Source organism: Roseococcus pinisoli (genome assembly GCF_018413645.1).
Lineage (GTDB): Bacteria > Pseudomonadota > Alphaproteobacteria > Acetobacterales > Acetobacteraceae > Roseococcus > Roseococcus pinisoli.
In genome coordinates this window covers 675,864-698,960 of the sequence record NZ_JAHCDA010000001.1, presented here as the reverse complement: position 1 = coordinate 698,960, position 23,097 = coordinate 675,864, and the positions used below count along the sequence as shown (strand labels likewise).

The following is a 23,097-nucleotide window of genomic DNA, read 5'->3' as shown; positions in this document are numbered from 1 at the left end:
TCAGGCTGCCATGGCCTGGCCGAAGACGGCGGCGTCCACATTGCCGCCGCTGAGGATCAGCGCCGTCACCCGGTCCCGCGTCTCCAGCTTGCCGGCCAGCAGCGCGGCCAGCGAGACCGCGCCGCCCGGCTCCACCACCACCTTCAGATGCGTGAAGGCGAAGCGCATGGCCGCGAAGACCTCCGCCGGGGTGACCGACAGCCCGTCGGCGACGCGCGGGGAGTTGATCGCGAAGGTCAACACGCCCGGCACCTTGGAGAGCAGGGAATCGCAGAGACCCGCGCCCTTGCCGTCGACCGGCACGCGCTCCCCGGCGCGCAGGGACTGGCCGTAATCGTCCCAGCCCTCGGGCTCGACGGCATAGATCTTCGCCTGGGGCGCCAGCGCCTTGGCGGAGAGCGCCGAGCCCGCCAGCAGGCCGCCGCCGCCGGTGTTGATGGCGAACTGGTCGACCTTCAGCCCGGCCGCCTCGGCATCCTCCAGCAGTTCGAGCAGCGCGGTGCCCTGGCCGGCGATGACGTCCGGGTGGTCGAAGGGCGGCACCACCGTCGCGCCGCGCTTCTGCGCGAGCTCGGCGGTCAGCGCCTCGCGGTCGGTGTTGTGGCGGTCGAAGAAGTGGATCTCGGCGCCCCAGGCGCGCGTGGCCTCGACCTTCACCGAGGGCGCGTCCTGCGGCATGGCGATCAGCGCCGGCATGCCGAGGGCGTGGCAGGCCGCGGCCACGGCCTGGCCGTGATTGCCTGAGGAATGCGTGACCACGCCGCCCTTGCGGGCCGCCTCGCCGAGGCGCAGCGAGGCATTGGTCGCGCCGCGGAACTTGAAGCTGCCCGTGACCTGCAGCGGCTCCGGCTTGACGAGCACCACGCCGCCGGCGGCCGCGTCGAGCGCGCGGTGGCGCAGCATGGGCGTGCGGCGGATGCGGCCCTTGAGCCGCTCGGCCGCGGCGCGAACATCGTCGAAATCGGGAAGGGTCATCGGGCGAACCTCAGTGGATTGGTGGGCGCGACGGCGGGAAGGATGTCCGCGTCGAGGGTGTCGCCCCGGATCAGCTGGGCGAGCAGTCGCCCCGCCGCCGGCGCGGTCTGGATACCATAGCCGCCCTGGCCGCAGAACCAGTGGAAGCCGGGCTGTTCGGAGGGGCCGATCGCGAGGCCGCGATCCGGCGTGAAGGTGCGCAGCCCCGCCCAGCGGTGCTCCACGCGGGTCACCGGGATGTCGAGGCATTGCTGCATCCGGTCGATGGCGATGGCGACGTCGAGCTCGTCAGGCTGCGCGTCCATGGGCTCGCTGTCGGTCTCGTCGGCCGGGCTGACCATGAGCTTGCGCCGCGCCTCGGGCCGCACGTACCAGGAATGGTTCACGTCCACGACCATCGGCCAGTCCGCCGTGTCGTAGGGGCCCGGATCGATGATGAGGGCCGTGCGGCGCTTGGGCTGCAGGCCGATGGGCGCGACGCCCGCGATCCCCGCCACCACGTCGCCCCAGGCGCCGGCCGCGTTCACGATCACGGGCGCCGAGTGGACGGCGCCATTGGCCGCCTCGGCATGCCAGAGGCCGTTCTCGCGCCAGATCCGGCCGACGCGGTGGCGCAGCGTCAGCGTGCCGCCATTGCCGCGGATCTGCTTCAGGAAGCCCTGGTGCAGCGCGGCGATGTCGATGTCGAAGGCATCGTGCTCGATCGCGGCGCCGGCCAGGGCATCGAGCCTGAGCGCCGGCACCAGCGCCTTCGCCTCGGCGAGGCTGAGGGGCACGCGGCCATGCTGCAGCGTCTGCTCCAGATCCGCGAGGTCCTCCGCCTTTGCCACGTTGAGCACGGGGCGCGGATGGGCGAGCGGCACCTCCGTGAAGCCCGGCGGGGGCTCCTCGAGGAAGTCGCGCGAGGCGCCGGTCAGGATCTGCGCGTCCTCGCTGCCATAGCTGAGGATCCAGATCGCGGCGGAGCGCCCCGTCGTGTGATAGCCGGCGGTCTCCTCGGCCTCGAGGAGCGCCACGCGATGCGTGGTGGAAAGATGGGCGCCCGCGGTGGCCCCGGCGATGCCGGCGCCGATGACGAGGGCATCGAAACTCTGCGTGTTCATTCCGCTATCTTCATACCTGCTGAGGATTGCAGCAATCGGTTGCGCTGCCCGGCGCAGACCGCCTAACCTCGGGACGGCGGCGCAGACCGCACAAGAAAACACAGGGATGGTTCAAGATGGCAGGGAACGGGATGACCCGGCGCACAACGCTGCGCTCGGGGGCCGGAGTGATCGCCGCAGGCGTCCTCTCGGCTCCGATGGTTCACGCGCAGGGCACGGGCGGCACGCTCCGCTGCGGTTTCTGGGACCACTGGGTTCCCGTCGGCAACGACGTGATGCGCCGGCTCTGCGCCGAATGGGGCCAGCGCAACCGCGTGGACGTGCAGGTGGACTTCATCACCTCGGTCGGCAACCAGAACCTGCTCACCATCGCCGCCCAGGCGCAGAGCCGCTCGGGGCATGACATCCTCAGCTTCCCGACCTGGGAGCCGGCGGCGCATGCCCGGCTGCTGGAGCCGGTGGACGACGTGATCGGCCGCCTGGTCGCCAAATACGGGCCGGTGAACCCGATCGGCGAATACCTGGCCAAGCGGGACGGCAAGTGGGTCGCGATCCCGGCCGTTTCCGGCAGCCAGCAGAAGCCGTCCCTCGCCCGCTTCGACCTGCTGAAGCAGCATGCGGGCATCGACGTGCAGGCCATGTATCCGGCGGCGAACCAGACCGGCCCCGGCGTCGACCAATGGAACTGGGACAACTTCCTGATCGCCGCCGAGAAATGCGCGCAGGCCCAGGTGCCTTTCGGCCTGCCGCTGGGCAGCTTCAGCGACGCGGTGGACTGGGTCGGCTCCATGTTCCGCAGCTTCGGCGCGACGCTGGTCGACGAGCGCGGCAATGTGACGGTGCGCAGCAACCCCGCGGTGCGGCAGGTGCTGGAATATGCGGTCCGCCTCTGCCGCTTCCTGCCCAATGACGTCTATGCCTGGGACGATGCGTCGAACAACCGCGCCCTGATCTCGGGCCGCTCGGCGCTCATCTTCAACCCGCCCTCGACCTGGGCGGTCGCCCGGCGCGACGCCCCCGCGGTGGCGGAGAAGTGCTGGACCTTCCCCATGCCGGCGGGTCCGCAGGGCCGCTTCACGCCCTACCTGCCGTATTTCTGGGGCATCTGGAGCTTCAGCCGCGCCAAGCCGGCGGCCAAGGCGCTGCTGGAATTCCTCTCCGAGCGCGAGCAGGCCGAGGCTCAGACGACGACGAGCTCCGGCTACGACATCCCGCCCTTCAATACGATGACGGACTTCAAGATCTGGGAAACCGAAGGCCCGCCCACGGGCGTGGTCTTCAACTACCCGGTCAAGCCGCATCACCACGCCCAGCAGAACATCGCCTTCGCGCCGGCCCCGGCGGAGATCGCGGTGCAGGGCTACAATCAGGCGGTCAACACCAAGATGATCGCCCGCGTGGCCCAGGGCGGCGAAACGATCGACCAGGCGCTCAACTGGGCGGAGCGCGAGCTGCGCAACTTCGCCCGCGGCTAACGCCGGCATCTCGGGCGGGGGCGTCGTCCCCGCCCACCTTTGATGCAGGGCAGGAGACCTCCAAATGTCCGCCGACACCCTCTCCGTCGACACCCGCCTGGCGCCGCAGCCCGGGACGGGCAGCCTGAGGCGCTTCACGCGGCGCCGGTCCACCATCGCTTTCCTGATGACCCTGCCGCTTCTGCTGGTGATCGTCTGCCTCGTCGCCTATCCGGCCGCCTATGGCGTCTATCTCTCGACGCTGAACCGGACGATGGAACGCAGCATCGGCCTCGGCAATTTCGAGATCCTGTTCGACACCGACACCTTCTGGAACGTGGTCTGGCAGTCCTGCATCTTCGCCATCACGGCGGTGATCGCGAAGGCGCTGATCGGCTTCTGGCTGGCGCATATGCTGCATCACATCCCGACCAAGGGGCAGCGCAAATGGCGCGGCATGCTGCTGGTGCCCTGGGTCATTCCGCCCGCGCTGTCCACGCTCGGCTGGTGGTGGATGTACGACCCCTCCTACAGCTCCATCAACTACCTGATCTCCATCGTCGGCGCGCCGCCGGTGCCCTGGCTCGGCGAGCCGATCTGGGCGCGCGCGGCCATCATCATCGTGAACGTCTGGGTGGGCGCGCCCTTCTTCATGATCATGTACCTCGCCGCGCTGAAGAGCGTGCCGGAGCAGCTCTACGAGGCCGCGGCGATCGACGGCGCCACGGGCTTCCAGCGCCTGCGCTACGTCACCGTGCCGATGATGGCGAACATCATCTCCATCACGGTGCTGTTCAGCCTGATCGTGACCTTCGCGAATTACGACATCGTGCGCGTGCTCACGAATGGCGGCCCACGTGACCTCACGCATGTCTTTGCGAGCTACGCCTTCCAGGTCGGCATCCTGAGCGGAAACATCCCGCGCGGCGCGGCCGTCTCCCTCTTCATGCTGCCGATCCTCGCGGTCTGCGCCTTCTTCGTGCTGCGCGGCGTGACCCGTCGGAACAAGGAGCAAATGTGATGTCGGCTGCGACCGCTTCGAAAGATGTCGCCAAGGGCAGCGGCATCTACAGCAAGGCCGGGAGCCTCTCGAGCGAGAGGCGCTGGGCCCTCTGGACGGCCTATGCCTCGCTGATCCTGGCCACGATCATCTTCCTCGCGCCCCCGGTCTACATGTTCATCACGAGCCTGAAGGGCAGCGCCGAGATCGCGAACATGCAGGGCAATCCCTGGCTGGTCCGCAATCCGACGGCGGAGAACTACACCGCGCTGCTCGGCAACACGATGTTCCTGCGCTTCTTCCTGAACAGCTTCATCATCACCGGGCTGGTCGTGCTGATCACCATGGTGATCTCGGTGCTGGCCGCCTTCGCGCTGGCGCGCATGCGTTTCTTCGGCAGCCAGTTCCTCGCGACCGGCGTCTTCCTCACCTATCTGGTGCCGGACACGCTGCTCTTCATCCCGCTCTACCAGATCGTGGGCGGGCTGGGGCTGCTGAACTCCATCTGGGGGCTGGTGCTCGTCTATCCGACGCTGACCGTACCGTTCTGCACCTGGATCATGATCGGCTACTTCGCCTCCATTCCGAAGGAGCTGGACGAGGCGGCGCTGATCGACGGCGCCAATTGGATGCAGATGCTGACGAAGATCTTCATCCCCGTCGCGATGCCCGGGATCATCGCGGCGACCATCTTCGCCTTCACCGTGTCCTGGGCCGCCTTCGTCTATCCGACGGCCTTCGTCACCACGCCGGACCAGATGCCGCTGACGATCGGCATCGTCTCGCAGCTGGTGCGCGCGGACACCTTCGCCTGGGGGCAGATCATGGCCGGCGCGCTGCTTGCGGCGCTGCCGCCCGTCGTCATCTACGCGTTCCTCATGGACTACTACATTGCCGGCCTCACCGCCGGCGCCACCAAGGGCTGAAGCCCGCCCGATCGCCGTCGTGCCCCAGGTGCGACGGCGTGGACCGGCCGGGCCAACAGGGGAATCTTTTATGGCGCAAGTCTCGCTTCGCAAGATCGTCAAGATGTACGAGGGCGACGTCCAGGCGGTGAAGGGCATCGACCTGGAGATCGAGGATCACGAATTCGTCGTCCTGGTCGGCCCCTCGGGCTGCGGCAAGTCCACCACGCTGCGCATGATCGCGGGCCTCGAGGAAATCTCGTCGGGCGACATCGCGATCGGCGGCACGGTGGTGAACGACATCCCCCCGCGCGACCGCGACATCGCGATGGTCTTCCAGAACTACGCGCTCTATCCGCACATGTCGGTCTTCGACAACATGGCCTTCGGCCTGACGTTGCGGAAGTTCCCCAAGGCGGAGATCAAGCGGCGCGTCGACGAGGCGGCCCGCATCCTCGACATCACGCCCCTGCTCGACCGCAAGCCCAAGGCGCTTTCCGGCGGCCAGCGCCAGCGCGTCGCCATGGGCCGCGCCATCGTGCGCGACCCCAAGGTCTTCCTCTTCGACGAGCCGCTCTCCAACCTGGACGCCAAGCTGCGCGTGCAGATGCGCACCGAGATCAAGAAGGTGCACCAGACCGTGCGCACCACCACGGTCTACGTCACGCATGACCAGGTCGAGGCCATGACCCTGGCCGACCGCGTGGTGGTGATGAACCAGGGCCTGATCGAGCAGGTCGGCCCGCCGCAGGAGCTCTACCATCATCCGGCGACGCGCTTCGTGGCGGGCTTCATCGGCAGCCCCGCGATGAACTTCCTCCCCGCGCGGGTGGAGAATGGCGCCGTGCACCTGCCGGGCGGCGCGGTGCTGCCCATCCCGGAGGCGCGGCGCGCGCGCTATGCCGGCGCGCCGGGGATGGACCTGCTGTTCGGCATCCGCCCGGAGCACCTGACCGACCATCGCCCCGGCCTGCCCAACCGCGCCGACATCACCATCACGCCCGAGGTCATCGAGCCCATGGGCATGGAGACCCTCGCGCATTTCCACCTGGGCGAGGCGCGCGACTGCTGCGCGCGGCTGGAGCCCACCGTCCTGGCCGAGCCCAACGTGCCGATCGTCCTCTCGGCCGACATGAACAACATGCACCTGCTGGACGCCAAATCGGGCCGGGTGCTCTAGGACCAGCCCCTGGCGAGGCCCCCCAGGGCGGAGCCTCCGCCCGTGGGGTCCTCGTCCGGCAGGCGCCGCCGGAGGTCTGGACGCGCCCGCGGCCCGAGTGCAATTTCCTGGCCAGAAGAGGAACACGCACATGGCCGAGCCCGACTACGTCTTTATCCCCGTGACCGAGCTGGAGAACTTCGTCACCAGGATCTTCTCGGCCTCCGGCTGCAGCGCGGAGGAATCCGCGCGGATCTCTAACCATCTGGTCGGCGCCAACCTGTCGGGGCATGACAGCCATGGCGTGGACCGCGTGCCGCGCTACGTCGAGTGGAAGCGGGCGGGCTATGTCCTCCCCGACCAGAAGATCAGCGTGATCAGCGACGGCGGTGCCTTCGCCCTGCTCGACGGCAATTTCGGCTTCGGCCAGACGGTCGCGAAGCAGGCCACCGAATTCGGCATCGCCCGCGCCCTGGAGAAGGGCTCCTGCATCGTCGGCATGCGCAATGCCGGCCATATCGGCCGGACCGGCGACTATGCCGAGATGGCGACGGCCCAGGGCCTGATCTCGATCCACTTCGTGAACGTCGCCGGCTCCGTGCTGGTCGCGCCCTTCGGCGGGAAGGAGCGCCGCTTCTCCACCGCGCCGATGAGCATCGGCGTTCCGCTGCCCGGCGGCCCGGTCATCCTCGACTTCGCGACCTCCTTCGTGGCCGAGGGCAAGGTGCTGGTCGCCTCCAACGGAGGCAAGGCGCTGCCCGACACCGCGCTGATCACCGCCGATGGCGAGATGTCCGGCGATCCGCACACCCTCTACGGACCCTATGCGCAGGTCGGCCCCCGTTCACCGAGCAACGGCACGGGCGCGATCCGCGCCTTCGGCGATCACAAGGGCTCCGGCCTCGCGCTGATGTGCGAGCTGCTGGCGGGCGCCCTGACGGGCGGCGGCACCTCCGGCCCGATCACCGAGCGCGGCCGCATCGCCAACGGCATGCTGTCCATCTACCTCTCGCCGCAGCATTTCGGCGACGAGGACGCCTTCCACCAGGCGGCCGCCGACTACCTGGCCTGGATTAAGTCCTGCGCCCCGGCCGTGGCGGATTCGCCGGTCCTCGTCCCCGGTGAGCCGGAGAACCACCGCCGCGCCGCGCGCACCGTCTCGGGCGTGCCGCTGGCGCGTGACGCCTGGCAGAGCATCCTCGACACGGCGGCGTCGCTCGGCATCAACGGCCCGTGAGCACCTCGCTCTACGAGACCTACCGGGCCATCCGCGAGCGCATCCTGACCGCCGCCGCGCGCCGCATCCCGCGCGCGTCGGCGGCGTCCCAGGCGCGGGCGCTGGGCTTCGGCTGGAAGGATGACGAGGTCCAGGTCGCCAACGAGGCGCAGTTCCAGCTGGTGCTCGACCTCGGCGTCTTCGGGCCGATGGGCGGGCATTCGCGGGCGCTCGACCGCGAGGCCAAGGCCGGTGAGTACCCCGAGGGCAGCGAGGAGGCGGCCGTGCTGGCCGCGCTCTCGCGGGCCCATTTCACGCTGTTCCGCGTCGTCCGGCCGCATCCCGAAGGGGGCGTCGAGGCGGACGACCTGCTGCGCGGCACCAAGCTGCGCATCGAGGACCGGATGCTGGCGCAGGACGGCATGGAGGGCACGGCCTTCGCCGGGCGCCTCATGCGCCTGGGCGGCTTCGAGATGACCTGCGGCGCGATCTCACCGCTCACGGACGAGGTGATCGAGACGCTGCTGGGCCGGCCGGTGACGCCGCTGCCCACGCCGCGCTTCCTGCCGGTCATCACGCCCCTGATGGACGAGGATGTGGCGGCGCTGCGCGGCGCGGCCGGCGCCTCGGAGTTCCCGGTGCGGGTCTATCGCGCCTCGCTGGATCACGGGTTGTTTGGAGCGGTGCCGGAGTAGGCACCGACTTCTTCGTAACGCCGCAAGACCGACATGCCGTGGCAACATGCTTTCGGCATGTCGCGCGGCATGAAGCGACGCTCCCTCCTCGTCCTTGCGGGCCTTTTCCTCCCCACCGCCGCGCTGGCCTTTCCCGAGCGCGGCATCACCCTCATCGTGCCTTTCGGGCCGGCGGGCAGCACGGATATCGCCGCGCGCCTCCTGGCTGATCGTCTCTCGGCCCGGCTCTCGGCCCGCGTGGTGGTCGAGAACCGGGCGGGCGCCGGCGGCGCCGTCGGCAGCGAGGCCGCCAAGCGCGCCATGCCGGACGGCCATACCCTGCTCTTCGCCTCGGCCAGCTCGCATGGCGCCAATCCCGCCGTCTTCCAGGATCTCCCCTATGACGCGGTCCGGGACTTCGACGCGGTGGCGCTGACGGGTGTGACGCCGCTGGCCCTCGCGGTGGCACCGAACGGCCCTCGCGACCTCGCCGCGCTGCGCGGTGCCCTGGCGGAAGCGCCGGGCACCTATGGCTCCGCCGGGGCGGGCAGCATCACGCATCTGGCCGCCGAGCTCTTCCTGGCGCGCACGCAGCTGCGTGCCGAGCACATCCCCTATCGCGGCGGCGGCCCCGCCCTGGAGGCGCTGGCGCGCGGCGAGGTTTCCTTCGTGTTCGAGACGCTGGCGAGCCTGTCCGGCATCGCGCGCGACGGCCGCGTGCGGCTGCTGGCCGTGGCGACGCCCGCCCGCACCCCGACCTGGCCCGAGCTGCCGACGCTGGAGGAAGGCGGTCTCGCGCCCTTCGACGTCTCGACCTGGAACGCGCTGCTGGCGCCGCGCGGCACGCCGCCCGCGCGGATCGCGACGCTGGCCGCCGCCGTGCAGGACTGCCTGGCCGAACCCGCGTTGGCCGAGCGGCTGGCCGGCCTCGGCGTCGCCGTGCCCCCGCCGACGGGGCCGGAAGCGACGTCGCGCTTCATCGCGGCCGAGGTCGCGAAGTTTCGCGGCATTGCCGAAGGCGCGGGGCTCCGGCTCGAGCGTCCCTGACGCGCCTCCCGCGTCGGGCGGCGGCGGGAACGGGCAGGGCGGACACCATTCGCCTTGCCTTGCCCTGCGCATCGTGACGGCTTGCGTCCGCGCGAGGCCTCGGGCTTGATCGACCCAACAAAAACCAGGGGGATCATCCGTTGTTCCGAAGATTCGCGCTCGCCGCGTCCTGTCTTGCCGTGCTCGCCTCGCCGCTCGGCGCGCAGACCTATCCGGAGCGTGCCATCACGCTCGCGACCGGCTTTGCCCCGGGTGGCAGCACGGATATCGCCTCGCGCCTGATCTCGGAGCGCTTCGCGGCCCAGATCTCGCCCGGCGCACGCATGGTGGTGGAGAACCGGGCCGGCGCCTCCGGCGTCGTGGCCTCGGACTGGCTGCGCCGCCAGGCACCGGACGGGCACACGATCATGTTGGTCGAAGTCTCTTCCCATGCCATCGCGCCGGCCGCGCTGGAGGGCGGCACGCCCTATGACCCGATGGCGGATTTCACGCATATCGGCATGGTCGGCACCGCGCCGCTCATCCTCGTCTCCAACCCGAACTTCCCCGCCCGCACTGCCTCCGAAGCGGTCGCGCGGCTGCGCGCCTCGCGTCCCGAGGAATTCGCCTATGCGACCTCGGGCGTCGGCTCCATCCCGCATCTCGCGGTCGAGGTGATGGCGCTGGCGCTGGGTGGCGCGCGCTTCACCCACGTCCCCTATCGCAGCGGCGGTCTGATGCTGACCGCGATCCACCAGGGCGAGGGCCAGTTCGGCATCGCCGTGCTGGCGAGCGCGGCGGGCCAGGTGCGGGACGGGATGGTGCGCGGCCTCGCGGTGACGAGCCGCGAGCGCTTCCCCTCCTTCCCCGATGTGCCGACGCTGAACGAGGCCGCGATGCCCGGCTTCGAGATGACGACCTGGAACATGATCGTGGGCCCGCCGAACATGCCGCCCGCCCTGGTCGCGCAGATCAACCGCGCGCTGGTGGCCGCGGTCTCGGACGCGTCGCTGCGCGACCGGCTGCTGGGCGCCGGCGTCTCGGCCTGGACCGAGCCGAACACGCCGGAGACGACGCGCGCCTTCATGGCGGCCGAGGTGGCCAAGTACCGCGACGTGGTGGCGCGCACGGGCATCCGCCTGCAGCGCTGATCAACGCCGGGGCGGCGTTGATCAGCGCGTGGTTCCGGCCAATACTGGCCGGAACGAATTCGCAGGAAAGTCACGAGAAAATGGACGGTCACACTGCCCCGATCACCGCGCGTCCCATGGCGCGCGGCCGGCTTTTCTTCGCCAATCCGGGCCCGACGAACATCCCCGATTCCGTGCTGCTCGCGACCGCGCGCGCCAGCATGGACTTCAACGATCCTGCCTTCATGGCCGTCTACGATGCCTGCTTCGCGGGGCTGAAGAAGGTCATCAAGACCGAGCAGCACCTGTTCATGTACACCGCCTCCGGCCATGGCGCCTGGGAGGCGTCGCTGGTCAACACGCTCTCGCCGGGCGACCTCGTGCTGATCCCCGAGACGGGCCATTTCTCCGCCTCCTGGACCAAGATGTGCAGCACCCTCGGCTTCCGCACGCAGCCGGTCGCCGCCGATTGGCGCCGCGGCGTCGAGATGTCGGCGATCCGCGAGGCGCTGGCCGCCGACACGGCGCATGAGATCAAGGCCGTCTGCTGCGTGCACAACGAGACGGCCGCCGGCACTCGCCTGCCGATCGACCAGGTCCGCGCCATCCTCGATGAGCTGAAGCACCCGGCGCTGCTGATGACGGACACGATCAGCTCGCTCGGCTGCTTCGATTTCCGCATGGACGAGTGGGGCGTCGATGTCTGCGTGGGCGGCAGCCAGAAGGGCCTCATGCTGCCCACGGGCTTCAGCTTCACCGGCGCCTCCGAGAAGGCGATGGCGGCGCACCGGGCCAGCACCCATCCGCGCCACTACTTCGACTGGACGGAGATGCTGGCGCGCAAGCAGAAGAGCTTCGTCGGCACCGTGCCGGTCACGCTCTTCTACGGCCTGCAGGAGGCCCTGCGGCTCATCCTCGAGGAGGAAGGGCTGGAGAACGTCTTCAAGCGCCATGCGCGACTGGCGAAGGCCGTGCGCGCCTGCGTGCAGCATTGGTCCGGCAATAACGGCCCGCAGCTCTTCTGCCAGAATCCCGAGCGCTATTCCGACAGCGTGACCGCGATCCTGATGCCCGAGGGCACCGATGCCGAGGCCGTGCGCAAGATCGCGCTGGAGCGGTTCAACGTCTCCACCGGCGCGGGCCTTTCCAACCTGTCGGGCAAGGTCTTCCGCATCGGGCATCTCGGCGACCTCAACGAGCCGATGATCCTGGGCACGCTGGCCTCGGTCGAGATGGCGCTGGGCCTGGCGGGCATTCCCCATGCCAAGGGCGGTGTCCAGGCGGCGATGGACAGCCTCACCCAGCCGTAACTCCCTCTCTTGGGCCGGGAGTGACCACCCCATGGCGCTGACGTAAGGCGCCGTGGGGCAACCTGGCTGCCGACGGGGCGTTCCTCTCAGTAACGGTGCTGTCTCGGCGCCGAAGCAGAAAGGAAACCCAGATGAACAAGGCGGACATCAAGGAGCACATGCAGGTCGTCGGTTCTTGCGGGAACCCGGTCGGCAAGGTGGATCATCTCGACGGCGACCGCATCAAGCTCACGCGGGACAGCGATCCCCATGGGCAGGGCCATCACCATTACTTGCCGCTGAGCCAGGTGAAGGGCGTCGAGGGCGATAAGGTCGTCCTGACGGTCAATTCGGGTGAGGCCAAGAAATCGCTGCAGACCCAGGCTCCCGGTTAACCCCGAAGCCTCCCAAGTGCGGCCCGCTATTCCTTGGCGGGCCGCATTGCGTTCAGGCGCGCTCGAAGACCAGGCCGCGGGCACGGCCCGCATTGACGGTCAGCGCCCTGCCATCCTCCGATACCACGACATCGGCCCAGGCCGGAAACAGCGACGACGGGATGTGCACGCGCAGGTTCCGCGGCGTCAGCGCCTCCACGCGCCAGGGCGCCACGGCCGTCCGCACGGGGCCGGCGGCTTGGACGCTCCCGCCCTCGATGTGCCAGCGCGTGGCCAGCTCCGGGCAGCTCCAGTTTCCATCCAGCATCGGCGCGGGCACGGTGGAGGCGCGGCGGAAGTTGCGCCGCCGCCCGGCATCGAATTCGACTTCCAGTACCCCGTCGCGCGGCGGTGCCGCGATGAAGGGAAAGCTGCCGCGCAGGGCGGCGAGCCGCCCATCCGCCGTGGGCGCCAGCGCATAGGGCACGCCGTGCATGCGGGCCACGCCGTCCTCGCCGAAATCCAGTGAAAGCCCGTCCTCCTCGCAAAGCCAGGTGCCCACCATGGAGGCGCGGTCGATCGCCGGCGGCTCGGCCAGCAGGTCCGCATCGCCGGCGAGCGCGGCAGCGGCGGCGGCATTGGCGAAGGCGGCAGGATCGAGTGCGGCGTTGTTGGCGATGGCTACCACCGTCAGCCCCTTGGCCGGGATCCGCAGATAGGCGGTCTTGTAGCCGGGCCAGAGCCCGCCGTGGCTGACGGTGTCCAGCCCGCGCCAGGCATCCGCCTGGAGGCCGCGCGCATAGCGCCCCGGCTCGCCGTTGGGGAAAGGGACCAGTGCCTCAAGCTCGGCCGCGAGGTGGCCCAGCGCGCCCTTCGCCATGGCGTCCGCCCAGAGCATCAGATCCTCGACGCAGGAGACCAGCCCGCCCTCGCCGCCCAGCGGGAAGCCCTGCGTGGCCCGGACGAAGCCGCCGCCCTCCGGTAGGTAGCCGGTCGCGAGGTTCGGGATCGGGGTCGCGACGCTGGGCGTGTGCCGCGTCCGCGTCATGCCGAGCGGGGTGAAGAAGCGCGTCTCCAGGAAGGCCGCGAGGCTCTGGCCGGAGAGGCGCTCCACCACCTGCCCGAGCAGCCGGAAGCCGCTGTTGCAGTAGAGGTAGCGCGTGCCGGGGGGGAAGTTCAGCGTCGACTGGCGGGCGATGGAGGCATCCAGCTCCTCCTCGGCGAGGGGCGTTCCCAGATCCACGCCGCCGAGGCGGTTGAGCTCCAGCATGTCCCGCAGGCCCGAGGTGTTGCGCATCAGATGGTCGAGCGTGATGCTGTCCAGGATGGCTGGCAGTTGCGGCAGGTGCCGCCTGATGGGATCGCTGGGGGCGAGGCGCCCTTCCCGGGCGAGCAGCAGGATGGCGGCGCAGGTGAACTGCTTGGAGACGGAGGCGATGCGGAAGTTGGTGCCGGGCCCGATCGGCACGCCCAGCTCGACCGAGGCGAGGCCGGCCGAGCGATGCGCCAGGATCCGGCCATCGCGCGCCACGCCGATGGTGGCGCCGGGCGCGCCGGCCGGCAGGTCGAGCAGGCGGTCCAGGCAACGTTCGAGTCGAAGCAGGTCGAGATCGGTCATGCTTAGGGGTTCCTCCGGTTCGTCGATCTTAGGCACAGTCGCATTGGGGGCGGAATGCGGGTCCTGATCCTGGGCGCGGGCGGGCATGGCCGCGCCGTTTGCGAGGCGGCGCTGGATGCGGGCTTCGAGGTGGCGGGCTTTCTCGACGGAAGGGCGCCGCTGCCGGCAGTGTTGGGCCTGCCGGTGCTCGGCACCGAGGCGGCGCATGAGGGCGGGCCGCTGCTGATCGCTTTCGGCGACAATGCCGCGAGGCTGGCGGCGGCCGCCCGGCTGCGCGCCCCGCTGCCCGTCCTGCTGCATCCCAGTGCGATCAAGGCACGGAGCGCCGAGATCGCCGAGGGGGCGGTGGTCATGCCGCGGGCCGTGCTGGGCGCCCAGGCGCGGATCGGCCGCCTGGCGCTGGTGAACACGGGCGCCATCGTCGAGCATGATGTCGAGCTGGGGGAGGGGGCGCATATCGGGCCCGGCGCGATCCTCTGCGGCGGCGTGCGGATCGGGCCGCGTGCCATGGTCGGTGCCGGGGCGGTCGTCGCGCCCAATGTCAGGGTCGGCGAGGGCGCCGTGATCGGCGCCGGCGCGGCCGTGACCACCGAGGTGGACGCCTTTTCACGCGTGGCCGGCGTGCCGGCACGAATTATTTCGTGACAAAGACTTACCGGCCGTTTCGCGATTTTTGCCCCGCCCGGCTTCGCGCTGGTAGATGAAGGATTAAGCTTTTCCTTCGCCAATGGTGTAGAAAAGCGGGATACGCCGGTGGCCGATCGGCGTCCTGCTTGGCTTGGCCGGCGGGGCAAGGCGTATGGGATCGTAGGAAGAGGCTACCTGTATGAAGCTCAGGGTCGGGACCACCGCCGCCGTCGCGGCCGCCTTTGCGGCCGGGATCATCATCGGTCCGCAGGTTGCCGCCTGGGCGCAAGCGGATGGCGGCCGAGCCGAGACCTACCGGCTGCTGCAGCTGTTCGGGGACGTCTTTGCCCGCGTGCGGGCCGAATATGTCGAGCCGGTGCAGGACCGCGACCTGGTCGAGAATGCCGTGAACGGCATGCTCACCGGCCTCGATCCCCACAGCGCCTACCTGAACCCGCGTAATTTCCGCGACATGCAGGTGCAGACGCGGGGCGAGTTCGGCGGCCTCGGCATCGAGGTGACGCAGGAGAACGGCTATATCCGCGTCATTTCCCCGATCGACGAGACGCCGGCCGCCCGTGCGGGCGTGAAGCCCGGCGACTTCATCACCCACCTCAACGGCACCAGCACCCAGGGCCTGACCCTGCAGGAGGCCGTGGAGCAGATGCGCGGCGAGCGCGGCACCGCGATCCGCCTCACCATCCGCCGCGAGGGCGAGGCCCGCCCCGTCGAGGTCTCCATCACGCGCGATGTGATCCGCCCGCAGGTGGTCCGCTACCGGCTCGAGGGCAACGACGTCGCCTATATCCGCGTCACCTCCTTCAACGAGCAGACCGACACCAACCTCCGCCGCGCCATGACGGCGCTTCGCCAGCAGGCGGGCGGCAACCTCAAGGGCGTGGTGCTCGACCTCCGCAACAACCCGGGCGGCCTGCTCGACCAGGCGGTCCAGGTCGCCGACGACTTCCTCGACCAGGGCGAGATCGTCTCCACCCGCGCCCGCCGTCCGGAGGATGCGCAGCGCTGGAACGCGCGCTCGGGCGACATCGCCAACGGCCTGCCGATCGTGGTGCTGGTGAATGGCGGCAGCGCCTCGGCCAGCGAGATCGTGGCCGGCGCCCTGCAGGACCATCGCCGCGCGGTCGTCCTCGGCACGCGCAGCTTCGGCAAGGGCTCGGTGCAGACCGTGATGCCGCTGGGCGGCAATAACGGCGCCATCCGGCTGACCACGGCGCGCTACTACACGCCCTCCGGCCGCTCCATCCAGTCGACCGGCATCGAGCCGGACATCGAGGTGCGCGCCGCGCGGCAGGATCCGCAGACCGCCTCGGCCAATCCGCGGGACCGCGAGGCCGATCTGCGCCGCGCGCTCCGCGCCGAAGGCTCGGAGACGCAGAACGGCGCGACGCCGCTGCCGCCGCTGAACCTGCCCGCCGCCATCACCGAGCGCGTGCAGCGCCAGCCGCCGGAAGGCTTCCCCGCGCTCGACCCCACGAAGCCGGAGACGGATTTCCAGCTCCAGCAGGCGACCTCGCTGGTCCGCGCCATGGCGGCCCAGCCGCAGCGCCGCGCCCAGCGCTGAGCACGTGATGGCGTGAGCGAGGCTTCTGCGCGCGGCAGCCGCGGTTGGCGCTGGCTGGGGCTGTTCTGGGTCCTTGTCCTGCTGGTTTTCGGCGGGGGCGCCTGGCGCCTCGCCGTGCTGGGGCCGCCCGATGGCCCTCCTGTCGCGGCCGCCGAGCCTCCCGCGCCGCTCGATCCGGCGCCGCCCCTCACCCTCGGTCCGCTGCAGGCCCGCCTGCCGCCCGTGCTGCAGCGCTACATCGACCCCAACCTCATCGAGGCGAGCCCCGTCGGCCTGCTGCCCAAGATCGGCGGTGACGGGCAGATGCCGCTGCGCGCCTATGCGCGGGACTTCCCGGCCAGCGAGACGCGGCCGCGCGTCGCATTGATCGTGGGCGGCATCGGCCTGTCCAACGCGCTTTCGGAAGAGGCCATCGACACGCTGCCACGGACCGTCGCGCTGGCCTTCAGCCCCTATGCCGCCCGCGCCGAGCCCCTGATCGAGCGCGCGCGGGGGCGCGGCTTCGAGACGCTTCTTGCCCTCCCGATGGAGCCGGCGGGTTTCCCGCTGCACGATCCCGGCAATCGCGCGCTGATGACCACGCTGCCCTGGACCGCGAATGCCGAGCGGCTGGACTGGCTGCTGGCCCGCTATCCCGGCCATGTGGGCGCGGTGGGCGCCCTGGGCGCCATGCGGGGCGAGCGCTTCGCCTCCCTGGCCGACCCCTTCTCGCGCCTGCAGATCGCCCTGGCGGATCGTGGGCTGCTGTATATCGACCCCCGCCCCGGGGCGGGGGACCCGCAGCGCGCCTGGGGGCGGGCGGTGGACGTCGTCGTGGACGATCCGCCACAGCGGGTCGAGATCGACGCGCGCCTGGCGGAGCTGGAGCGCGTGGCGCGGGCACGCGGCGCGGCGTTGGGTTATCTTGGCGAGATCACCCCCGTCGCGCTGGAGCGCCTTTCGGCCTGGGCCGCGGGGATCGAGACGCGCAGCGTGGTTCTCGCACCCGTGACGGCGGTGATGCGCCGCGCGGAGGGTGCTACAGGCGGCGCCAGACGCCCGGAGACCGCCTCTCGATGAAATTGCCCTATCGGCCGAATGTCGGCGCCGTCCTGTTCAATGCGGAGGGGCTGATCCTGGTCGCCCGCCGCGCCGACATGCCCAATGCGGAAGGGGCCGCGGGCGGCTGGCAGCTGCCGCAGGGCGGCGTCGATCCCGGCGAGGACCTGCGCGCCGCGGTCCTGCGCGAGCTCGAGGAGGAGATCGGCACCGCCAAGGCCGAGATCATCGCCGAGCATCCGGAATGGCTGAATTACGACCTGCCGGCCGAATTGCAGGGCAAGGCCCTGGGCGGGAAGTATCGCGGCCAGACCCAGAAATGGTTCGCGCTGCGCTTCACCGGCACCGATGCGGATATCCGCCTCGACCTCGACCCGCATCCGGAATTCGACGCCTGGCGATGGGCGCGGCTGTCGGAGCTGCCGGCGATGGCGGTGGCCTTCAAGCGCGAGATCTATGTGCGGCTGGCAGCGGATTTCGCGGCTTTCGCACGATAGCCGGTTGAGGGCGCGGGGCGATGCACACCACCAATTACCGCGACACGCTGATCACCATGTCGGGCGATTGCCCGGTGACCGTGGCGACGCCGCCCACCAAGGAGGAAACGGTGGCAGGGCGGCAGTTTGCGCTGCTTTCCGCCGCGCCCTATGCCATGACCTCGGACCAGATGCTCCTCGCCGTCGAGAATGACCGCAAGGGCGCGGTGACGGCCGAGGCCTTCTTCGCGAAGCCCCAGGCCTGCCTGCGCGCCTCGCCGCTGGTGAAGAAGCATGGCTATGGGCTGCACCACGATTCCGAGGGGCGGGTCGCGCTCGTCGCCGTCGAAAGCCCGGATTACGCGCGGTTGTTGGCCGATGCCTCGGTCGTGAAGCGTCCGGGGATGCGCAGCGCGCGCGGCTGAGCCGCAGAGCATGGTCTTTCGAGCATCTTTACCCGACCAGCTGAGGCCATCTGATCGGGCGACGCTCTAGAAAGCCTCGAAAAACAGCTTGCTGGCCATGCCCAGGCCCAGCAGCGCCAACGCCATCGAGGCCGCCGGCCACCAGGTCCGCGCGCCTTGGGTCGCCACCAGCGCATTGGCGCAGAGCGAGCCCACGATCGCCACCACCGGCTCCGACCAATGCAGCTTCCAGAAGCCGAAGACGATCAGCGCCAGCCACATGACGAAAGAGAACAGGCCGAGCAGGCTGAAGGCACGGTCCGCCGGCGGGTATTCCGGCCGCATCTCGGGGATGTTGCACCGGTTCTGGATCATTCCGGCTACGCCGAGAAACAGCATCGCGAGAAAATAGAGGTTCATCCCAACCCTTATGTCCGAGCCTCCGGCTCTTGCGAAGGCCGCCCGACCGGGCGAACACTCTGCGGACTGCCCGAAAGGATCCCGCGTGAAGAAATTTGCCAGCACCGAACGCTATATCGCCCCGCGCGAGCTGGAGGTGGCCGTCAACGCCGCGGTGGCCCTGCAGCGCCCGCTGCTGGTGAAGGGCGAGCCGGGCACGGGCAAGACGGTGCTGGCGCAGGAGATCGCCCGCAGCCTCGGCCTGCCGCTCATCGAATGGCACATCAAGTCCACGACCAAGGCGCAGCAGGGCCTCTACGAATATGACGCGGTGAGCCGCCTGCGCGACGGCCAGCTCGGCGACGAGCGCGTGCGGGACGTGTCCAACTACATCCTCAAGGGGAAGCTCTGGGAGGCCTTCACCTCCGAGACGCCGGTCGTGCTGCTGATCGACGAGATCGACAAGGCCGATATCGAGTTCCCGAACGACCTGCTGCTCGAGCTCGATCGCATGCAGTTCCACGTCTACGAGACGCGGGAGACGATCGTGGCGCGGCAGCGGCCCATCGTCATCATCACTTCCAACAACGAGAAGGAGCTGCCGGACGCCTTCCTGCGCCGCTGCTTCTTCCACTTCATCCGTTTCCCGGACCGGGAGACGATGGAGCGCATCCTGCACAGCCACTATCCGGACCTGCGCGCCGACCTGGCGCGCGAGGCGCTGAACGTCTTCTTCCAGATCCGCGAAGTGGGCGAGCTGAAGAAGAAGCCCGCGACCTCCGAGCTGCTGGACTGGCTGAAGCTGCTGATGATCGAGGACATGCCGGCCGAGGCGCTGCGCTCCAGCGATTCCAAGGTGGCGATCCCGCCGCTCTACGGCGCGCTGCTGAAGAACGAGCAGGACGTGCATCTCTTCGAGCGGCTGGCCTTCCTGAACCGCGCCCGCAGGTAATCCCATGTTCGCGCCCTTCATCCAGGAGCTGCGGAAGGCCGGCCTGCCGGCTTCCATCACCGAATGGCTCATGCTGATGGGCGCGATGAAGGAGGGCGTCGCCGACTACGATCTCGACGACTTCTACTACCTGGCGCGCGCCACGCTGGTGAAGGACGAGCGTCACCTCGACCGCTTCGACAAGGCCTTCAGCCAGTTCTTCAAGGGTCTCGAGCCCGAGACGACGGTGACCGGCGAGATCATCGAGCGCGAGCTGCCGGCCGAATGGCTGAAAAAGCTGGCCGAGCGCCTTTTCTCCGAGGAGGAGAGCGCGAAGATCGAGGCGCTGGGCGGCTTCGACAAGCTGATGGAGACGCTGAAGGAGCGCCTGGCCGAGCAGAAGAAGCGCCACCAGGGCGGCAATCGCTGGATCGGCACCAACGGCACCTCGCCCTTCGGCGCCGAGGGCTACAATCCCGAGGGCGTGCGCATCGGGCAGGAGGGCAGCCGCAACCGCCGCGCCGTGAAGGTCTGGGACAAGCGCGAGTTCCGCGACCTCGACGATGATGCCGCGCTCAGCTCGCGCGCCATGAAGCTCGCGCTGCGCCGGCTGCGCCGCTTCGCGCGCCAGGGCGAGGCGAACGAGCTCGACGTCAACGGCACCATCGGCGCCACCGCGCGCAATGCCGGCACGCTCGACATCAAGATGCAGGCCGAGCGCCGCAACGCCGTGAAGGTGCTGTTGCTGCTGGATATCGGCGGCAGCATGGACGACCACATCCGCGCCTCGGAGGAGCTCTTCTCCGCCGCGAAATCGGAGTTCAAGCACCTCGTCCACCTCTACTTCCACAACTGCCCCTATGAGCGGTTCTGGAAGTCCAACCGCCGCCGGCACGAGCAGCAGATCCCGACCTGGGACGTGCTGCGCACCTATGGGCCCGACTGGCGCGTGGTCTTCGTCGGCGACGCCTCCATGTCGCCCTACGAGGTGGTGGAGCCGGGCGGCAGCGTCGAGCACTGGAACGAGGAATCCGGCAAGGTCTGGATGAAGCGTATCACCGGCCACTTCCGCCGCGTCGCCTGGCTCAATCCGACGCCTGAAAAGCACTGGGGCTATACGACGACGATCGGCATGCTCCAGGACGCGGTCGAGGGACGCATGTTCCCGATGACGCTGGAAGGGCTCGACGGGCTCGCGAAGGCGCTGCGCTAAGCATCATCCGGCCGGGTAAAGGCGCGCGCGAAGACAAGAAGCTCCAGCCGCCTTCGGGCTCAGCGGCCGTCATTATGCGTCGCGCCGATCTCCTCATCCCAGCGACCCAGCACAAAGGCCAATTGGTCGGCCGGCAGCGGGGATAGCCGACGCCGCGCGGCCATGACGGCCGTCGCCATGGGCAGCGCGCGGTCCCAGGCGGCTTTTTCCGCATCGGTCCTTGGCGCCGGCCCGTCTATCCCGAATTCCGGCCCCGCGGGCAGCAGGCCCCGGCCGAAGGCGAGTGTCTGCATCTCCGGCCGCAGGAGGAAGCTCGCCAGGGCCTCGATATGAACCATCCGTTCGGGCGGAACATGGTTCGGGACGACGAGAAACAGGCCGCGCGGGATCGCCGGCGCGATGTCGAAGCTGGCAAGGCGCGCATCCTCGGGCAGGCGGCCACTCATGCGTCCCTGCAGGAAGGCGCCCAGCGAGACCGGCAGCAGGTCGATCCCGCCCTCGCTGAACTCCTGCATCGCCTCCCCGCTTCCGCTCGCATAATAGGCGACGTAGGGATCGATCTCCCGCATCCAGCGCCAGGATTGCTCCCAGCCGCTCTGCGCGTCCGACGGATTGCGGTCGCCGAGCAGGTACGGCAGCGCCATGACGAATTGCTGCCCGAAGGCGGCAGCCGATGGCCGGGGATAGAGGAAGCGCTGGGGATTCTGGCGCGCGTAGTCCAGCAGGGTGGCGGCGCCGCGCGGCGGTTCCGACAGGACCGAGCGTCGATGAAGCAGGAACGGCCCGCCGGGGTCGGCGCTGACGACGATCGCCTCCTCACCCGTGAGCGGCCGCATCTGCGCCGCGAGCCCCCCCATGGAGGCATGGTTGGCCTCGCGCAGCCCGGCCGGAAGAACCCGCCACAGGCCGCGCGTCTTCCCGAGCGCGAGCGCGGCCGCGCCGACAAGGGCCACGTCCGGGCGCTCGGTCTGCAGGTCGTCCTGGAGCGCCGTGCTGACCCAGTCGACGTCCTGGGCCTCCGTGCCGATATCGACCCGGAGATGGGGGTATTGCTTGCTGAACTCCGCCAGGGCCGGCATCAGGCTGGGCGCCCACCGGCTCGGGAACGACAGGCGGAACGCTGCCGAAGGCTGGGCTTCTGCCGTGGCGGCACGAAGCGTCAGGGCGCTGCCCAGTAGCGCGCGGCGACCGGGACCGCTCACCGGGGCGGCACCAGGCCGCGCAGGCCGGACGGCACGCCCCGTACCTGGGACGGCTCCAGGAAATCAGGGCGGGACCACCGTGCCTCGGTCACGGGGTTCGGATCCTCCCGGTCCTCGCGGCGTATCCGCGTCAGGACGGCACGCCCCAACTCCGTGAACCACCTGTTTTGCGGCGGCGGGGGACTTGCTTCCGGCGGCTCCAGGGCGGGCGGTTCCGGCGGCATGGTCTCGGCAATGCGGGCCTGCAGGACGAGGGCGGCGCCGAAGTAATCCGGCGCATCCGCCACCCGCAACGGCCTCCCCGAAGCTTCGCCCAGGCGGGCGCGGGTCAGGGCATGAACCGCCCGGGTCCCGGCATGCCCGGCATAGGGCGGCATCTGGCCCGAGCGCAGGTCGATCCAGGCGGGAGGGCGATGGGGATTCTCGGGATTGGCCCAGAAACGGTTGGCGGCCGAGAGCGTGGGCGCATCGACCCGCTGCCAGGCGAGGTTCAGCGGCACGCGCACGGCATCCCACGAGAAGCGCGGGGGCCAGCCCGGCGCGATGGCCGGCCGCTCGTCCGAGCGGCCCAGGAGCAGCCAGTCGGGCGGCAACTGCGGCTGGCCGAAGGCGGCCTCGCGGATCAGTTCCAGCCCATCACGCTCCAGCCGGGCCCAACGCCGGTCCGGCACGACGCGCGAGAGGGCGCGCAGGGCGGGAAAGGCGTAGTAGGAGAGGTTCACCACGATGCCTTCGGCGCGCTGGAAGCCGGAGATGCCGGGAAGCAGCACCAGCCGGTTGCCGACCTCGACGGTGCAGCAGTTCAGGATCGCGGTGGCGACGCGTGCTGCCGCCGCCCGATAGTCGGGAACGTCCCAGCGCTCGCTGGCCATGAGCAGGGCCCAGGCGATGAAGATGTCCCCGTCGGTCGCGTTGTTGGGGTCGGAGACGGGAAAGCTGCTGCGCGGATCGTATCGCCAGGAAAACAGCGCATCCTGCCGGCGCGAAAGGGTGCGCTGCGTCCAGCCCCAGATGCGCTCGAAGGCGGCACGGTCGTTGAAATAGACGGCGAAGAACATGCCGTAGCCCTGGCCCTCGCTGTGCGAGATGCCCTGGTTCGCCGTGTCGATGATCCGGCCGCCCGGCGCGACATAGCGGCGGCTGAAGGCGCGCCATTCGGCATCGGCCGGTGCCTGCGCCGGTGCCTGGGCGGCGGCCGGGAGCGGCGACAGCGCGAGCAGGAGAAAGCAGAAGCCGCGGGCCAACCGCCCACCTGCCCGACCCTGCCGATTGCGTGCCATATCCGCCTCTATTCTTCCGTCT

At 69.8% G+C, this 23,097-nt stretch carries 23 protein-coding genes; 17 read left to right on the top strand and 6 right to left on the bottom strand.

Going from position 1 to position 23,097, the window contains the following annotated elements:
* Both KHU32_RS03340 and KHU32_RS03335 read right to left on the bottom strand, forming a co-directional pair.
* Positions 1-975, bottom strand: a complete 975-nt coding sequence (locus KHU32_RS03340) for a threonine ammonia-lyase (RefSeq protein WP_213668608.1) — start codon at positions 973-975, stop codon at positions 1-3.
* Positions 972-2,078 carry an NAD(P)/FAD-dependent oxidoreductase gene (locus KHU32_RS03335; RefSeq protein ID WP_213668607.1) on the bottom strand — a complete coding sequence of 369 codons (1,107 nt, stop codon included), beginning with the start codon at positions 2,076-2,078 and terminating at the stop codon, positions 972-974. The genes KHU32_RS03340 and KHU32_RS03335 overlap by 4 nt, the downstream gene beginning before the upstream one ends.
* A gap of 131 nt (positions 2,079-2,209) precedes the next feature.
* On the opposite strand from KHU32_RS03335, the gene KHU32_RS03330 reads away from it, so the two are divergent.
* The 10 genes from KHU32_RS03330 to KHU32_RS03285 all read left to right on the top strand — a co-directional run bounded on the left by KHU32_RS03330 (position 2,210) and on the right by KHU32_RS03285 (position 12,326).
* Positions 2,210-3,553: an ABC transporter substrate-binding protein gene (locus tag KHU32_RS03330; protein WP_249680522.1), complete on the top strand. Its 1,344-nt coding sequence runs from the start codon at positions 2,210-2,212 to the stop codon at positions 3,551-3,553.
* A 64-nt stretch (positions 3,554-3,617) separates the two neighbouring features.
* A complete protein-coding gene (locus KHU32_RS03325; protein ID WP_213668605.1) occupies positions 3,618-4,553 on the top strand; it encodes a carbohydrate ABC transporter permease in 936 nt (311 codons plus the stop codon).
* On the top strand, positions 4,553-5,458 hold the full coding sequence (locus KHU32_RS03320; RefSeq protein WP_213668604.1) for a carbohydrate ABC transporter permease: 906 nt from the start codon (positions 4,553-4,555) through the stop codon (positions 5,456-5,458). Before KHU32_RS03325 ends, KHU32_RS03320 begins: the two co-directional genes overlap by 1 nt.
* 70 nt (positions 5,459-5,528) lie before the next feature.
* Positions 5,529-6,617, top strand: coding sequence for an ABC transporter ATP-binding protein (locus tag KHU32_RS03315; RefSeq protein WP_213668603.1), 1,089 nt, complete (start codon positions 5,529-5,531; stop codon positions 6,615-6,617).
* Between the two features lie 130 nt (positions 6,618-6,747).
* Positions 6,748-7,833 (top strand): malate/lactate/ureidoglycolate dehydrogenase, encoded by a 1,086-nt coding sequence (locus tag KHU32_RS03310; RefSeq protein ID WP_213668602.1) that lies wholly within the window; start codon positions 6,748-6,750, stop codon positions 7,831-7,833.
* Complete coding sequence (locus KHU32_RS03305) at positions 7,830-8,507, top strand: hypothetical protein (RefSeq protein WP_213668601.1); 678 nt, start codon at positions 7,830-7,832, stop codon at positions 8,505-8,507. The genes KHU32_RS03310 and KHU32_RS03305 overlap by 4 nt, the downstream gene beginning before the upstream one ends.
* 69 nt (positions 8,508-8,576) lie before the next feature.
* Positions 8,577-9,533, top strand: a complete 957-nt coding sequence (locus KHU32_RS03300; protein WP_213668600.1) for a Bug family tripartite tricarboxylate transporter substrate binding protein — start codon at positions 8,577-8,579, stop codon at positions 9,531-9,533.
* 140 nt (positions 9,534-9,673) lie between these two features.
* Positions 9,674-10,663 (top strand): Bug family tripartite tricarboxylate transporter substrate binding protein, encoded by a 990-nt coding sequence (locus tag KHU32_RS03295; protein ID WP_213668599.1) that lies wholly within the window; start codon positions 9,674-9,676, stop codon positions 10,661-10,663.
* Between the two features lie 80 nt (positions 10,664-10,743).
* The gene (locus KHU32_RS03290) at positions 10,744-11,952 is read left to right on the top strand and encodes a pyridoxal-phosphate-dependent aminotransferase family protein (protein WP_213668598.1); all 1,209 of its coding nucleotides are present in this window, start codon (positions 10,744-10,746) and stop codon (positions 11,950-11,952) included.
* Positions 11,953-12,083: 131 nt separating this feature from the next.
* Complete coding sequence (locus KHU32_RS03285) at positions 12,084-12,326, top strand: DUF2171 domain-containing protein (RefSeq protein ID WP_213668597.1); 243 nt, start codon at positions 12,084-12,086, stop codon at positions 12,324-12,326.
* Positions 12,327-12,378: 52 nt separating this feature from the next.
* Here the strand turns inward: KHU32_RS03285 and KHU32_RS03280 are convergent, their stop codons facing one another.
* On the bottom strand, positions 12,379-13,923 hold the full coding sequence (locus KHU32_RS03280) for a serine hydrolase domain-containing protein (RefSeq protein ID WP_249680520.1): 1,545 nt from the start codon (positions 13,921-13,923) through the stop codon (positions 12,379-12,381).
* 54 nt (positions 13,924-13,977) lie between these two features.
* On the opposite strand from KHU32_RS03280, the gene KHU32_RS03275 reads away from it, so the two are divergent.
* The 5 genes from KHU32_RS03275 to KHU32_RS03255 all read left to right on the top strand — a co-directional run bounded on the left by KHU32_RS03275 (position 13,978) and on the right by KHU32_RS03255 (position 18,071).
* The gene (locus tag KHU32_RS03275) at positions 13,978-14,568 is read left to right on the top strand and encodes a NeuD/PglB/VioB family sugar acetyltransferase (RefSeq protein ID WP_213668595.1); all 591 of its coding nucleotides are present in this window, start codon (positions 13,978-13,980) and stop codon (positions 14,566-14,568) included.
* A gap of 181 nt (positions 14,569-14,749) precedes the next feature.
* On the top strand, positions 14,750-16,132 hold the full coding sequence (locus tag KHU32_RS03270; RefSeq protein WP_213668594.1) for a S41 family peptidase: 1,383 nt from the start codon (positions 14,750-14,752) through the stop codon (positions 16,130-16,132).
* A gap of 12 nt (positions 16,133-16,144) precedes the next feature.
* A complete protein-coding gene (locus KHU32_RS03265; RefSeq protein ID WP_213668593.1) occupies positions 16,145-17,191 on the top strand; it encodes a divergent polysaccharide deacetylase family protein in 1,047 nt (348 codons plus the stop codon).
* Positions 17,188-17,667: an RNA pyrophosphohydrolase gene (locus KHU32_RS03260; RefSeq protein ID WP_213668592.1), complete on the top strand. Its 480-nt coding sequence runs from the start codon at positions 17,188-17,190 to the stop codon at positions 17,665-17,667. Before KHU32_RS03265 ends, KHU32_RS03260 begins: the two co-directional genes overlap by 4 nt.
* A 20-nt stretch (positions 17,668-17,687) precedes the next feature.
* Positions 17,688-18,071, top strand: a complete 384-nt coding sequence (locus KHU32_RS03255; protein WP_213668591.1) for a DUF6157 family protein — start codon at positions 17,688-17,690, stop codon at positions 18,069-18,071.
* A 66-nt stretch (positions 18,072-18,137) separates the two neighbouring features.
* Here the strand turns inward: KHU32_RS03255 and KHU32_RS03250 are convergent, their stop codons facing one another.
* Positions 18,138-18,470 carry a hypothetical protein gene (locus KHU32_RS03250; protein ID WP_213668590.1) on the bottom strand — a complete coding sequence of 111 codons (333 nt, stop codon included), beginning with the start codon at positions 18,468-18,470 and terminating at the stop codon, positions 18,138-18,140.
* A gap of 85 nt (positions 18,471-18,555) precedes the next feature.
* On the opposite strand from KHU32_RS03250, the gene KHU32_RS03245 reads away from it, so the two are divergent.
* Entirely contained in the window at positions 18,556-19,401 is an 846-nt protein-coding gene (locus tag KHU32_RS03245; RefSeq protein WP_314075981.1) for an AAA family ATPase, read from the top strand.
* Positions 19,402-19,405: 4 nt separating this feature from the next.
* Complete coding sequence (locus KHU32_RS03240; RefSeq protein WP_213668588.1) at positions 19,406-20,593, top strand: vWA domain-containing protein; 1,188 nt, start codon at positions 19,406-19,408, stop codon at positions 20,591-20,593.
* 59 nt (positions 20,594-20,652) lie between these two features.
* Here KHU32_RS03240 and KHU32_RS03235 read toward each other — a convergent pair whose 3' ends face one another.
* On the bottom strand, positions 20,653-21,795 hold the full coding sequence (locus KHU32_RS03235; protein ID WP_213668587.1) for an extracellular solute-binding protein: 1,143 nt from the start codon (positions 21,793-21,795) through the stop codon (positions 20,653-20,655).
* Positions 21,792-23,075 (bottom strand): glycosyl hydrolase family 8, encoded by a 1,284-nt coding sequence (locus KHU32_RS03230; protein ID WP_213668586.1) that lies wholly within the window; start codon positions 23,073-23,075, stop codon positions 21,792-21,794. Before KHU32_RS03230 ends, KHU32_RS03235 begins: the two co-directional genes overlap by 4 nt.
* Between the last annotated feature and the right edge of the window lie 22 nt (positions 23,076-23,097).

Bases quoted from the DNA above. Each gene is read 5' to 3' on its own strand.
- KHU32_RS03335 (WP_213668607.1), bottom strand. From the start codon at position 2,078: ATGAACACGCAGAGTTTCGATGCCCTCGTCATCGGCGCCGGCATCGCC.
- KHU32_RS03230 (WP_213668586.1), bottom strand. From the start codon at position 23,075: ATGGCACGCAATCGGCAGGGTCGGGCAGGTGGGCGGTTGGCCCGCGGC.
- KHU32_RS03300 (WP_213668600.1), top strand. From the start codon at position 8,577: ATGAAGCGACGCTCCCTCCTCGTCCTTGCGGGCCTTTTCCTCCCCACC.
- KHU32_RS03315 (WP_213668603.1), top strand. From the start codon at position 5,529: ATGGCGCAAGTCTCGCTTCGCAAGATCGTCAAGATGTACGAGGGCGAC.
- KHU32_RS03255 (WP_213668591.1), top strand. From the start codon at position 17,688: ATGCACACCACCAATTACCGCGACACGCTGATCACCATGTCGGGCGAT.
- KHU32_RS03275 (WP_213668595.1), top strand. From the start codon at position 13,978: ATGCGGGTCCTGATCCTGGGCGCGGGCGGGCATGGCCGCGCCGTTTGC.
- KHU32_RS03250 (WP_213668590.1), bottom strand. From the start codon at position 18,470: ATGAACCTCTATTTTCTCGCGATGCTGTTTCTCGGCGTAGCCGGAATG.
- KHU32_RS03270 (WP_213668594.1), top strand. From the start codon at position 14,750: ATGAAGCTCAGGGTCGGGACCACCGCCGCCGTCGCGGCCGCCTTTGCG.
- KHU32_RS03290 (WP_213668598.1), top strand. From the start codon at position 10,744: ATGGACGGTCACACTGCCCCGATCACCGCGCGTCCCATGGCGCGCGGC.
- KHU32_RS03325 (WP_213668605.1), top strand. From the start codon at position 3,618: ATGTCCGCCGACACCCTCTCCGTCGACACCCGCCTGGCGCCGCAGCCC.
- KHU32_RS03320 (WP_213668604.1), top strand. From the start codon at position 4,553: ATGTCGGCTGCGACCGCTTCGAAAGATGTCGCCAAGGGCAGCGGCATC.
- KHU32_RS03280 (WP_249680520.1), bottom strand. From the start codon at position 13,923: ATGACCGATCTCGACCTGCTTCGACTCGAACGTTGCCTGGACCGCCTG.
- KHU32_RS03285 (WP_213668597.1), top strand. From the start codon at position 12,084: ATGAACAAGGCGGACATCAAGGAGCACATGCAGGTCGTCGGTTCTTGC.
- KHU32_RS03260 (WP_213668592.1), top strand. From the start codon at position 17,188: ATGAAATTGCCCTATCGGCCGAATGTCGGCGCCGTCCTGTTCAATGCG.
- KHU32_RS03330 (WP_249680522.1), top strand. From the start codon at position 2,210: ATGACCCGGCGCACAACGCTGCGCTCGGGGGCCGGAGTGATCGCCGCA.
- KHU32_RS03240 (WP_213668588.1), top strand. From the start codon at position 19,406: ATGTTCGCGCCCTTCATCCAGGAGCTGCGGAAGGCCGGCCTGCCGGCT.
- KHU32_RS03310 (WP_213668602.1), top strand. From the start codon at position 6,748: ATGGCCGAGCCCGACTACGTCTTTATCCCCGTGACCGAGCTGGAGAAC.
- KHU32_RS03340 (WP_213668608.1), bottom strand. From the start codon at position 975: ATGACCCTTCCCGATTTCGACGATGTTCGCGCCGCGGCCGAGCGGCTC.